The 12,568-nt window shown below is 61.5% G+C and carries 11 protein-coding genes and 1 pseudogene; 5 read left to right on the top strand and 7 right to left on the bottom strand.

The features are described 5' to 3' along the window. Positions 1-781 (bottom strand): ArdC family protein (locus tag C0V72_RS15170; protein WP_101794981.1); only part of this gene is annotated, 781 nt, incomplete at its 3' end. Between the two features lie 167 nt (positions 782-948). Continuing rightward, positions 949-2,937 (bottom strand): ParB/RepB/Spo0J family partition protein, encoded by a 1,989-nt coding sequence (locus C0V72_RS15165; RefSeq protein ID WP_101794980.1) that lies wholly within the window; start codon positions 2,935-2,937, stop codon positions 949-951. Between the two features lie 485 nt (positions 2,938-3,422). Between C0V72_RS15165 and C0V72_RS15160 the strand changes: the two genes are divergently transcribed. Beyond that, the gene (locus C0V72_RS15160; RefSeq protein ID WP_101794979.1) at positions 3,423-6,038 is read left to right on the top strand and encodes a TonB-dependent receptor; all 2,616 of its coding nucleotides are present in this window, start codon (positions 3,423-3,425) and stop codon (positions 6,036-6,038) included. A 176-nt stretch (positions 6,039-6,214) separates the two neighbouring features. Continuing rightward, a complete protein-coding gene (locus C0V72_RS15155) occupies positions 6,215-6,904 on the top strand; it encodes a hypothetical protein (RefSeq protein WP_199797810.1) in 690 nt (229 codons plus the stop codon). Positions 6,905-7,101: 197 nt separating this feature from the next. Here the strand turns inward: C0V72_RS15155 and C0V72_RS15145 are convergent, their stop codons facing one another. Beyond that, positions 7,102-7,662: a hypothetical protein gene (locus tag C0V72_RS15145; RefSeq protein ID WP_101794976.1), complete on the bottom strand. Its 561-nt coding sequence runs from the start codon at positions 7,660-7,662 to the stop codon at positions 7,102-7,104. Between the two features lie 2 nt (positions 7,663-7,664). Further along, positions 7,665-8,303: a hypothetical protein gene (locus C0V72_RS15140; RefSeq protein ID WP_143704629.1), complete on the bottom strand. Its 639-nt coding sequence runs from the start codon at positions 8,301-8,303 to the stop codon at positions 7,665-7,667. Between the two features lie 104 nt (positions 8,304-8,407). Between C0V72_RS15140 and C0V72_RS15135 the strand changes: the two genes are divergently transcribed. Beyond that, positions 8,408-8,845: a hypothetical protein gene (locus C0V72_RS15135; protein ID WP_233999975.1), complete on the top strand. Its 438-nt coding sequence runs from the start codon at positions 8,408-8,410 to the stop codon at positions 8,843-8,845. Positions 8,846-8,904: 59 nt separating this feature from the next. Here the strand turns inward: C0V72_RS15135 and C0V72_RS15130 are convergent, their stop codons facing one another. Then, the gene (locus C0V72_RS15130) at positions 8,905-9,543 is read right to left on the bottom strand and encodes a hypothetical protein (protein WP_101794974.1); all 639 of its coding nucleotides are present in this window, start codon (positions 9,541-9,543) and stop codon (positions 8,905-8,907) included. A gap of 356 nt (positions 9,544-9,899) precedes the next feature. Between C0V72_RS15130 and C0V72_RS15125 the strand changes: the two genes are divergently transcribed. Together C0V72_RS15125 and C0V72_RS15120 are read left to right on the top strand one after the other, a co-directional pair. Further along, positions 9,900-10,292, top strand: coding sequence for a reverse transcriptase-like protein (locus tag C0V72_RS15125; protein ID WP_101794973.1), 393 nt, complete (start codon positions 9,900-9,902; stop codon positions 10,290-10,292). 283 nt (positions 10,293-10,575) lie between these two features. Further along, positions 10,576-10,830 (top strand): hypothetical protein, encoded by a 255-nt coding sequence (locus C0V72_RS15120; protein ID WP_101794972.1) that lies wholly within the window; start codon positions 10,576-10,578, stop codon positions 10,828-10,830. A 113-nt stretch (positions 10,831-10,943) separates the two neighbouring features. On the opposite strand, the gene C0V72_RS15115 is transcribed toward C0V72_RS15120, so the two are convergent. Next, positions 10,944-11,672 (bottom strand): hypothetical protein, encoded by a 729-nt coding sequence (locus tag C0V72_RS15115; RefSeq protein ID WP_101794971.1) that lies wholly within the window; start codon positions 11,670-11,672, stop codon positions 10,944-10,946. Between the two features lie 368 nt (positions 11,673-12,040). Continuing rightward, positions 12,041-12,472, bottom strand: a pseudogene (locus tag C0V72_RS15110) (transposase); the annotation flags it as partial. Positions 12,473-12,568: the final 96 nt, after the last annotated feature.

Below are 12,568 nucleotides of genomic sequence, written 5' to 3'. Positions count from 1 at the left end.
AGCTGGCGTGATTGTCGAGATGTGTGACCGGCAGCCCCAGCTCAGCACCCAGCATGGCGCTGGAGAGTTCGGCGACCAGTTCCTCGGCGGCATAGGCGGCCGTACCGAAGCGGTTCTTGAGGTCCCGGCCCAGGCGGCTCGCATGGCCGGTCCAGTGCGAAAGCTCGTGAGCGAGCGTAGCGTAATAGTGATCGAACCCGTTGAACAAGCTAGCCGGCGGCATCGTGACGCGATCCGCACTTGGTTCGTAATAGGCCTCGCAGCCCTGATGGCGCAGATTGACCGGGATGGCGGCGAAGAAGGCGTCGAGCTCGGCCTCGCGCCCTTCAGGCTCGACCAGTTCCAACGTCGCGGCTGGATGGAAGCGCTCGGGCAGACCTTCCACCTGATCGGCATTGAAGACCGGATAAGCTTTCAGTACCCGGCGCGCTTCGTCAGTCTTTTCGCCGGTGTCGGGCGCTTCAACTTCCTTGGTGTAGCTCTTGTAAAAGATCGCGATGGTCGACTTCTCACCCTTGCGGACCTGCGCTCCAAGCGATTTTGCTTGGTTGTAGGTCATCCAGAATGGCGAGGCGTAGCCGCACATGTCGGCGACCATCCAGAGCCAAAAGACATTCATGCCGCGGTACGGAATCCCGCAGGCCCGCAAGGGCCTGGAGACCGGGACACCGCGCCACGGCTTGATCCACGGTTTTGTGCCTGCTTCCAGACGGGCGATGATTTCCTGGGTGATGCGGGCGGCGGGCGACAGGCCGCTGCCCTGCCCCTTGCGATAGGCCATGATGGTTCTCCTGATTGCGGCATCCGGACAGTCGGCGACGGGTTCGCCGGTCAGTGCCACAGGTTCCCGAGCCCCCTCTGCTCTGCTTCCAAAAAGGAGGCGGCCCTCCGGCATAAGCCGAAGGACCGCTTCTCGAGTTGCGAGTGACCTAGCCTGTCAGGAGGAGGTCAGGCGGCCAGCTCGCGGGGAGACTGATGTTCGTCGTCACCGCCCTGCCCCGCTCCAGCGGGGTTGATCTCAGCTTCGTCCGCCTCCTGCGCAGGGCAAGCGAAGCGCATGACCTCAGGCACCCAGGCCAAGGCCCTCTCGCGAACCTCGACCTCGGTGATGTAGGTTCCAGCAAAGACGCGTTCGGCGCTCATCGCGAGGTCACCCTTCTTGACCGCGGCGAAGCGCGAGGAGAGCTCGAGGCCGCCGACATCGGTCAGCGCGTCGAGGATCACCTGCTTCGACACCCGGTCAAAGTAGTTGGATGCGGTGGGGCGCCACCACTGCGCCACGTCGATACCGATCAGGCTGCCGAGATGATCCTGGAACGGCAACTGGCGCTCACCGGACATGTTGAGGCTCGCCTCGAGCGACCGGGCCACGACGTATCCCAGCCAGGCCGCGCGGCTGTCATCGGGCAGCGCCCGAAACAGGTCGAAGCGGGACATTGCATCCTCGCCAGCGCGCCAGCTTTCGTCGAGACCGGACCTGAGCTCGGCAAGCGCGCTGCACGCCGGTGCATCCTTAGCTTCGAAGCCGATGATCGGGCCTGCCGGAACAGGCGCGCGCAGCGTGGTCGAAGGGCGTGCCCGCCAGTCGTGGGTATCGGCATCGGCAAGCGTGAAGACCATGATGTCGAGCGCGAGCCCGGGGTCGGATGCAACGTGCAATGCCAGAACATCGCGGCGCTGCATGGCGAGCTCGTCGGCCAGACGCTTGGACAAGGTGGTCCGGCGCTTCTCCGAACCTTCCTCGCCCGACACGACCGCGATCCCGCTGTCGGCTTCGGCGGGATCAGCCTGGCGCTCGCCGTAGAACACCGGCTGGAGAACCGGCGTGCCATCGCGCGAGAGCACCAGCACCATGCCTGACGCGGCCTTGAGCTCGGGCGCGATAACGGGCGGTCGGGCGCGGATTTCCTGGCATTCTCGTTCGATGGCCTCGATAGCCGCTTCGGCCGCCGCGACGGCTTCCTCGGCGCTGTCCTCATCTTCCAAGATCGCCGCATGCTCGTCATAGGAGGCATCGAGTTCGTCGAGCCTCGCCACCTCGGCTTCGGTGAGCGGCGCCGGTTCGGCGGGAAGCCGGACCAGCCCTTCGACCAGATCGTGGCTGGCATAGGGATCGAGCGTCGGCTTGACCCAGGCAAGACCCTGCTCGGCGGCGAGGGCTTTGGCCTGCTCTTCCATCTTTGCCGCCGCGAGGCATTCGAGCAGCGCGACATCGACCCAGGACTCGCTTTCGTCGTTGTCGAACAGCTCACGCTCGATCCGGCCGCCGGCGGCAATGTAGGCATCGCGGCCAACGAGACGGGCGCGCGGATCGCTGCCCCGTACTGTCCCGGACAGAACCATACGCCGGACACTATCGGGGTTGGGCGCATAGTAGCCCGAGGACACCTGCTCGAACACGCGGGCCTGAATGTCCTGATCCGAGGTGGCGCCGAAGGCTTTGGCAATGTCGAGGGTGATCTCCCCGGACGCGAGCGCCTCGAAAACGACGGGCGCAAGCGTCGCAAGACGCAGACGGCCCTCGACAAAGCGGACAGTCAGACCGAAGCGGCGAGCAACATCTTCGACAGTCGCGCCGCCTGCCACGAGCGCGGCAAAGGCCCGGGCTTCGTCGGCAGGGTTCATGGCGAGGCGGTGGAAGTTCTCCGCGAGGCTGGTCTCGACGGCCGCTTCAGCGCTATCCTCGAGCACGAGGCACGTGACTTCACAATCGCGGGCGAGCAGCTTTTCGTCGGCCAGCGCGAGCATCGCGCGGCGCCGACGCTCACCGGCTTCGACCTCGAACTTGCCTTTGGCAGCTGGTCTGACGATGAGGTTCTGCAGCAGGCCTCGGGCTGCGATGCTGGCCTTGAGTTCAGCATCTGCCGCCGGATCACCGTGGCGGCGGACATTGCGGGGCGAATGAACGAGCTTGTTCAGCGGGATCGACTTGATCATGGGACACACTCCTTATTGTGAGCCCGGCACGCCGACTATCGACGCCCAAATGGCTCAATCAGGGCAAAGCCAACTCCCCTCTTGGCCGATTGCTGCGAGTCTCACAGCCCGGTCGTCAACGAGGGATGACGATTGTTGGGACTTAGCTGCCGTTCATTTTAACTCCTGGAAACGACCGGTCTTGTCGAAACCAGCCAAACCTGACGTGCCTTAGGCTGCACTACTCAAGGCCGCGACCGCCTGTTTGCCGCCGAGCGGGCCCTCATACGAAGCGGCCAGGAACCACGTGTCGCCTTTTGCGGAAATTGCCAGAGGGCTTTGGGAACGGGCCCGCTGAAAGTCGGAACAGCCGACTTGGGAGGATCTTGCCTTCGAAAAGCTCGCGTGTCCCAAAGCTGACGCCAATCGGCAAACACCGCGACATATTTCGACTCTACCTCGCCCTCCCGACGCTGTCGCTCTCGACGCAACGTGTGGGGAAAATCATGCTTAAGTCTGTCTGGCTCCTGAGCGTCTCGGCGCTCGTCCTCGTTCCCGCTCCTGCAATTGCGCAGAGCGGCAGCGCTGACGAACTGGCAGCGGCTCCGCCAAGGGAGAGGGAGCAGGAAATCGTTGTCACCGGCTTCCGTAAGGGTGAGCTTGAAGCTGTCGAGGCCAAGCGCGACGCCTTTATTGTCTCGGACTCGGTCGTTTCCGATGATATCGGCCGACTGCCCGATCAGAACACCGCGGCGGCGCTGCGGCGCATCCCGGGCATTTCAGTGCAGGAGGATCAGAACGAACCGCGCTTCCCCTCGATCCGCGGGCTGCCTCCGACCTATAATCGCACCCAGATCAACGGCGCGATCGTCGCCACCGGGGACAATGGCGGTTCGCGCACAGTCCCGCTGGACACCGTCCCGTCCAACTTTGCGCAGCGACTGGAAGTCTACAAGACGATCACCCCGGAGATGGATCCCAACGCCATCGGCGGGATCATCAACATCGTAACCCGCAGCGCCTTCGACAGTGAGAAGCCGTTCTTCAATGCGACCGCAGCCTACACGCTGCTCGAACAGGCGAACGACATCGCCAGCGAGCGAACGAGCTGGCGGGCCACTGCGCAGGCCGGCTCGCGCTTCGGACCCGACCGGCAGTTCGGCATCGTCGGGCAGGCCAACTACTCACTGCGCAATTACGACATCACCCAATTCGAAACCGCCACGCCCAGCTTCCGCGAGTACACCGCTGCCGGTGCGCCGGTCGATCTCGGTCAAGGGAACGGTATTCCGGTGCCAGTACAGGAGCGGCTGTTTCTCTACAATAACGTACGCGAGCGCATTGGCGGTGCGCTCGCGCTCGAGTGGCAGCCCGGGCCCTCAGTCTACATGCGCCTGTTCGGCACTTACAACCGCTTCAAGGACAACGAGACCCGCGACGAAAACCGACTCGAGCCGGTTGGCAACGTGACAAACCAGACGGCCACCACCGGAACCTTTGCCAGCGCGCGCAACGTTATCAACCTCAACCTGCCGACCACCAGTCAGGAGATCTGGAATCTCCAGTACAACGCCCGCTTCGAAGCGAGCGAGCAGCTGCGGGTGGATATCGATGCGATCTACTCCGGCGCACAAGGCAAGGAAGTCGGGCGCGGCGAAACCTTCCGCTCGGCCAGCAGCGCGGCCTTCGCCTTTGATTACGACGCCTCCGATTTCTTCTTCGAGTTCGCCCCGCGCACCCCGGCTAGCCTCGCCAATCCGGCGCTGCACCCCTTCCTCAACCGCACGGAAAGCCTCAACACCACGCAGCAGGACATCTACGAGGGAAGGCTCAACCTCACCTATGACTCTGCCTTCGGCGATACCGAGATCGAGCTGAAGACAGGCGGCATCTTTCGGCGCACCGACCATGTCCGCAATCAGGACCAGACCACCTACACGCTGACCCCCGGCTCGGGCGTCACCTACACGCTGGCCGATGCATTCGTGCGCAAGCCGCTCGACGTGATCGGTGGCAAGGTGTTTGATCTCGCGATCGACCGGGACCAGGCCCTTGCGTTCTTCAACGCCAACCGCAGCGCCTTCACTGCGGCGACCAACAATGTGAACGGCGACTTCACTGTGACCGAAGACGTCTATGGCGGCTTCCTTCAGGCGCGTATCAAGGCGGGCGACATCGAGGCCCTCGGCGGCCTGCGCTATGAACGCACCGACGTGAATTCGGCCTCGGTCAGGGTCAATGGCGGTGTGACGACGCCTTCCGTGGCGGACGGCGGCTTCGATAGCTTCCTGCCGAGCGTGCATCTGCGCTGGAACGCTGGGCCCGATTTAGTCGTCCGTGCGGCGTGGGCCAACACTATCGGCCGCGCCAATTTCGGCGACGTCACTGCGCGCGAGACACTCAACATTGTCGCCGGCGCAATCCCCACTTTGTCGCGTGGCAACCCCAGTCTCCAGCCGCGCGAAGCGATGGGCCTCGATCTGTCGGCCGAGTATTACACCGGCAATGGCGGGCTGTTATCGCTCGGCGTTTTCTACAAGGACATCAAGAACGAGATTTTCACCCTCACCTCGATCGAGACGATCGACCTCGGGATCGGTCGCGGGGCAGAGCAGGTCGAGGTGTCGCAGCCTGACAACGCGCAATCGGCGACCATATTCGGGATCGAGGCTGCGGTGCAGCAGTCGCTGACCTTCCTGCCGGCCCCCTTCGACGGGCTGGGGATCAACCTCAACGGCACTTATGTGGACAGCGACCTCGAAGTGCTGACCACTGCCGGCCCGCGCAAGCTTGGCTTCTTCCTTCAGCCGACCTGGGCGGCCAACGCGTCGCTGTTCTACGAAAAGGGACGCTTCGAGGCGCGTCTGGCCTATAACTATACCGGGGGCTTCCTCGAGACGATCAATCAGACGATCCCGGGTGCCGACCAGTTCTGGAAGTCGCGCGAGACGGTGGATGCGCAGATCCGGTTCCGCCTGACACCCAATATCGACCTGTTCGTCGAAGGCGAGAACCTGACCGACAGCCAGCGCATCGAACTGACCGGCCCCAACCGCAACCTGCTGCAGGAATCCGCGCAGTACGGGCGAACCTTCAGTTTCGGCGCTTCGGTGGTGATGTGATGCGGTGCCAGGCCCTTGGCGTGCTGCTGGCTTTTTCCCTTCCCGCTTCGGCGCCGGTTAACGGAGGCGAGGCCCCCCTGCCGCGCACCGCGCCCGCACCCCCGCCACCCGTTCGAAGCTTAGCGGTAGAGGAAGTCGCCCGGTGGTCTGCGCCCGAAGCGCGGCAAGGCGTGGCGGTGGACGCCGAGCACTTCTATGCGATCGTCAACAGCCGGATCGGCAAGTACCGCAAGGCCGATGGCGTCAAGGTCGCTGAATGGGCCGGCGATCGCATCGCTATCCGCCACCTCAACAGCTGCCTGGTCGACGGCACCGAGCTCGTCTGCGCCAACAGCAATTACCCGCTGACCCCGATGGCAAGCTCGGTCGAGATCTTCGATACGCGCACCATGGAGCATGTGCGTTCGGTACCGCTGGGCGTGCGCGATGGGTCGCTGACCTGGGTGGAGCGCCGCGACGGCGTGTGGTGGGGCATGCTGGCGAATTACGATCCGCCCCGTAGCTACCTCGGCAGAACCCATCGCGACACACGGATCGTGCTGTTCAACGACGCTTGGGCAGAAGTCGGAGGCTATGCGCTCCCCGACAGCCTGCTCGAAAGGCTCGCGCCACACAGCGTTTCAGGCGGCAGCTTTGGCCCCGATGGTCTGCTCTACCTGACCGGCCATGATGCGCCCGAGATCTACGTTGTGCGCATTCCGCGTGAGGGCCCCGTGCTGGAGCACATCGCCACGCTGTCGGCCCCTATCGAGGGGCAGGCTTGGGCGTGGGACCGAACCGTGGAACGCTCGATCTTCGCCATCGCGCGTAGCAGCGGTGAGGTGATCGTTATGAAGATTCCCAACATTGAGGCTGCGGCGCCTTAGTGCCGGTCCGCTTCGAAGCGTATCATCGCAATTTTTCCATAACCAGTCATTCGCTGTGCCTCCTCGCGAAGGCGGTATTTGGGTCGATGGCAGTCGTTGCCGAGTTCTTGATCAAAAAGCAGCTTTCCGTGCCTATCTGCCCGAAAGTTTTCTTACGGCAAGCGGCCCAAGAGCACCCGAAACTCAGCGCAGTCATGTCACTCTAATTCCCTCTGGACGCCGCAAACAACGATCGGCCGATCCGTATGCACGAACAGTTCGGTGCCCGGCTCGAGGACCGCGCTCTTGCCTGTAACGGCGAACGCTAGGGTCCCTGCCGCGAGCGCAGTCAGCACGGTCTCAGTCGTTCCGCCTTCGCCAGTTACAGACAAGGTGCCGGACACTCGTAGCGGGCGACCACCAAGCTTGAGATAAAGGATTCGAGCCTCAAGCTTCCCCGATTTTCCAAAGGCACCTTTTGCATCTGAGCGCGTCACTTCGCCCACCGCTAGCGTACCGGCTGGAACTATAATCGCTCCTTCGGCGACTACGTCCTCGATCACTTCGAGATCAAAGGTTTCGCCTTTCTGAGTGATCTTCGTCGAAAGCCGGTCCAGCAGGCGCAACTGTATGGCTGTTCCCTGCGGCAGGATAACCTCGCCGTCCGAAGGCGAGGGAATTGCCTGAGCTTCGATCGGCGCGACCAATACCGAAGGCAAAACTGGCTGTTCTGCACGAACAGCCGGTTGCCCTAAGAGGAATATCAGCAGGAGACCCATTGTCACTGAGCCGGCAGAGGAAGCGTGACATCCTCGATCGTGAATGCTGTGAACTTCTCGCCCGCCTTGATCTTGGCATTGTTACCCTTGGCAAAAAGGCCAAAGACCCCGAGACCGAGCACTCCCATCACTGTTTCAGCAGTTCCGCTGTTGCCTTCGTGTCGCGTCTGTCCATCAATCCTGATCTGCTTGCCGCCTGCTTCCACGTAAAGAAGCTCGGCCTCGAGGCTCCCGGACTTGCCAAAATTCCCGCTACCTTCGGCGCTTGTTACTTGACCCCATGCGATCGCGCCCAAGGGGATAACAACTCGCTCGTCAATCTCCACAGGTTCGTTGACCCTCAGCTTGAACCGATAGCCCGCGCCATGCGTCTTGGTTGTGACCTCAGAGAGCACCAGAAGGTGAACCGGCGTGTCCCTCGGTATGGTGACCCCGATGCTCGGGGCTTCCGATTTTTCAATCGGAGTCACAGCCAGAACGGCCTCCACGGGCTGCGCGGTCTCAGCCTTCATCATGGCATCAGTGGCAGCGGGTACTTGGCTATCGGCTGATAGAGTTGAGGTGAGCCGACCGTCGTAAGGTACAGGCGCGGCCTGGATTGTAGACAACACGAGTGCCAAACAAGCTGTGTGCTGGATCATGCGTTCCCCTCGTTGCCATTATCCGTTGAGTCTCATATCCTTGGGCGTCCTTGAGACGGGAATCAACGCCGATGTGTTGGCGTTCAATACGGGGAGATCATCGAATGAAGAAGACTTGGGTTGCAGGCGCCTTGCTTGCCTTGAGCGCGACACTCGCCGCGCCAGTGCTGGCGAAGAAGGATGCAAGCTTCGTGGTGGTCAACGAAGAGGTTGGCGTCCCGGTGTTTCCTTATGACATTACCGACAGGCCTTACGTCGTGGTCAAGCCGGTCAAGGCTGGTGTGAGAAAGGCTACAATCTTCAGCAAGGAGCCCTCTCAGGAGAAAATCTACAAGGAGCTTTGGGAGCGCGCCGAGAAGATCGACGCTGACGCGGTGGTAAACACCACATATGGCGACAGCCACATGACCGCTTTCAGCTGGGGCAAGACCAACGCGCTTGGTATTGCCGTTCGTTTCCTGACCGTAGACGAGATCGCAAGCGGCAAGAAAGGCGAGCGCGCGCCAACCCCGTCCGAATTTACCGAAGAGATGTTCAAATAGCTTGGGAAGGTGAGCCTCACATCTGCTGAGGCTCACCTACTGATCAAAACTCCGCGTTGTTATTGCTCGAGTTCTGGGGCTTCTGAAGCTGCGGGTGCAGGCGCTGCTTGGAATCCCTGCACTGGCTGCGCTGTAACTGCCTGCACCGCCGAGGTTGCCACGCTTGCTCCCTTGGGCAGAGAGACAGGCAAATTGGATTCAAGCGTAGCTGTCAGTTCGCGCCCTTGAGGAAGCTCGCCGCTGCGCCCCGTAATGAAGCCAGCAAACACGCCTGCAGCAATTACGCCGCCCACGGTTGCGAGCGTCGCGCCATTGCCTTCCTGGCGATAGGTTCCGTCTATATTGATACGGCGGCCTCCGAGCTGAATATATTCAAGCTCGATATCCATTTTGCCTGACTTGCCGAACGCCCCGCGGCTGGTGAGCCACGTGATGCGCCCAATTGCCTTGGTGCCCTGTGGAATAATCACGTAATCACCAAGCCGCACATCAGCAGCGACGACCAGATTGAACTGATCACCCTCCTCCCAGCTGTCGCCCTTGGTCGTGATCGTCTGGGTCAACTTGAGAGGGATTTCGGTCCCGGCTGGCAGGTAGACCTCTGGCTCGGCGGCAGCCTGAATTGCCTGCACCGGCACTGCGCTATCGGCTTGTTGTGCATGTGCCGGCACAACGGCGAACGCTGCCGTCAAAGCCATAACTGGATATCTCATATTTCCCCCTTGCCCCGAAAGTGTGCTACCCCACTTCCAAGGATAGCATGATCCGATGATGATTGATTGTCTAGCTCTGACAATGAGATGGCGTCATGGTCTCTCGCAGAGCCGATGCAGAAGATCGCGACGAGCTGCCTGCAAATCTAACCGAGAACCTCGCGATCCGCATCACTCAACCAGGACCATAGCTGCGCGTGGGCCCGAACGGCAGCTCTTAAAGCGCGTCTTCCCGAAAGCTACCAAACCTGCGCCGAGCAGCTATCCTCCCCCCATCTTAGCTTTAAGGCGGGCTTCGGCACCGGCAAGTTTGCCAGACGATAGCAAAGAGGTGCGGTCAGGTGTCTTACCGGCGACGGCTCAAAATCTACTTAGACGGCGGCTGCCGACCCAATCCCGGCGCCCTCGAGACGGCCGTGGTAGCGCGCGGTGCCACCTACTTCTTCGACGAGTTGGGATACGGCACGAGCAGCGACACCGAATGGCTCGCCCTCCGGCTAGCTCTGCAACTCGCGCAATCCCTAGGCGAGCCGAATTCCGATTTGGTTGGCGACTCGTTGGAAGTCATTCGGCAGGCGAGCGGAACATCCCATTGTCGGTCGATTTCAGCTGCGGCTCATCTCGCGAAGTACGAGGAATGCGCGGCTTCTGGGCGACCTAGACGTGTCATATGGACGCCTCGACGGCAAAACCTGACAGATATCGCCCTTGCTGGACGCATTACCGGGCGATGAGCCATATAGATTGGCTGGAGCGACTGTCCCACTATATTCGGCAGCCACCTCTATCCTGCTCTGGCCATTTAATGGCAGCTATTCGAGGTTTCATTCCCAAAACCCGTCATTCCGAAACCGACCCCATTGCTGCCATATTACCTTCGGATATAAATAGTCCGTGAAAAACAAACGTCCTCTGCGTTATGCGCCCCTGTATATCGCTAGGTTACGTGATACCCGCACCGGCATAGCTGCGTTTGGCGTCTTTGGAGCAGGGGCGTTTGCCCTACTCAGCGCTGCCATGCACAACTACCGCACCTTCTTCGAGCCGATCCTTCAGGTCTTTCTGATGGCAGTGCGCCGAAGAGGATCCCACCTCTATGACCCGTCAGATTATTTCTTCTGGGCCTGGGTGCCGCTGATGTTTGCCGCTATCTGTTTAGCGACCTGTCTTATTGTCCTCGCCAACAAGTCGGCCACCGACAGGCGTATCGATAGGGCACTCCGAGAACGACTGGGACAAGAAGCGCGGGGCGCTCCGTTGGAGCCTGACTGACGGCAGCAATCCACCCACAGGCGGTCATGAGCGGTGGCCCGGCACGATCCTGACAGCAGCATGGCGGCTTTAGGCGTCTGGCCGCCGAAAGCCGAAATTCTCAAGCCGACCCCTTAGCCGTCATCTTGGGAGAAATCCCTCTCAGTCAGGGTGTTGTAAAGCGGAAGCGGCGTGCCGACTGGTGGATACTCGCTCATCGGGAGGTGAACGAGCGCTCCTCGAACTTGCGGAAGCCACTTTAACCGCTCCTCAATCCCGCTGGTCACACGTTCATCGGTCAGTTCGACGGTAATGCGCTTCAGTTTCACCCCCTCGCCAAACTTCGCTGCAAGATCATCTGGATTCACGAGGGCCACGGTGGTCGGATCAGCCGGATCTCTGAAAGTAACCATCATCGGATAGGCCGACCGTTTCGGCATGATCACATTGGCGGGCCACATGCGCGGCAACGTGCGCTCGCCGGTCACTTCGAGCACGTTGTCCATTGCGTCCTCGAAGGCCTCCCGCCGCTGTGGTGTCAGGAGGACGTAGACGCGGCTCACCCAGTCGATGTCATTGTCAGACCGCAGCAGCGCGAACAATGTCTTCCCGCCGGGCAAATCAACCGCCACCGCTTCACCGCGCACACGACGCTCGACAGCCTGATTAGCAGGACTGCTCCCGGCGCGAACGAGGGTCTGGCGGACTTCGATCACGCTCGACCCTGATTTCACCCCGTCGGGCGTCTCGATCTCGACCGTCAGGCGGTAGCGGTAGTCGGGCGCCTTGTCCTCGACGACGGCGCAGCCGGCGAGCACCAAGGCTGCAAGAGCCAGACATGTTGCCTGAAGAATACGTGCCATGTCATTTCTCCAACCGTCACCCGATTACGGAAGCAATCGCATGATTTGATGAAGGAAAAGTCAGTGGCGGGACCCTATTGCATTCCCCGGGGCGGCGAGATGGCTAAAAACCATCTGTGGACGCCCCAGAAGATGCAAGAGTAAAAATCGGGTCTTGGCGGTAGTCGGATGCTGCCATCTGTCCGGCCTGTTTGCGCGGGCGTAGTGCCGCTGGCCCGTATGGGAGTTCGCGAACCGGATCCACATCACCCAGGCGTGCTCTGAGGCACTGTGGATTTCACTGGTTATCCGGTCCCGTCTCGCCGACTGTGGTGCCATACCCTCCTTCGGTCTCTTACCTCTACCGACGACCTCTGGTCCGCCTCAGCTTACGCTGCTGCCGCGACCGGAGCCCTGTAATCCTCACCCTTCATCAGGACCGCCCAGATGATCCGTGCGGTCTTGTTCGCCAGTGCGACCGTGACCAGCATGCGGGGCTTTCTGGCCAGCATCTGCTCGAGCCAAGAGCCGCGCGGAGCACCACGCCTGCTGGCTTGCAGAACGACGGCGCTGCTGCCGATGATCAACAACCTTCGCAGCGTGCGCTCGCCCATCTTCGAGATCGCCCCGAGCCGCTCCTTGCCGCCGGTCGAGTGCTGCCTTGGTGTGAGCCCGAGCCAAGCTGCAAAGTCGCGGCTCCTCGCAAAGCCTTCTACGGGCGGGGCCAGCGCCAGCAGCGCGGTTGCGGTGATCGGCCCGATGCCGGGGATGGTCATCAGCCGCCGGGCTGCTTCATCCTCGCGGGCTCGCCTGGCGATCTCTGTCAATGGACACCCAGTGTTACGAGCTAAGGCGACACCCAGTGTTACGAGGTGTCTCGTTGTGACCGTGCGATGATTTCAGGGGCGGGGAGCATG

The sequence above is a fragment of the Porphyrobacter sp. TH134 genome (assembly GCF_002855495.1).
Lineage (GTDB): Bacteria > Pseudomonadota > Alphaproteobacteria > Sphingomonadales > Sphingomonadaceae > Erythrobacter.
This window is presented reverse-complemented; position numbering and strand designations above follow the sequence as displayed.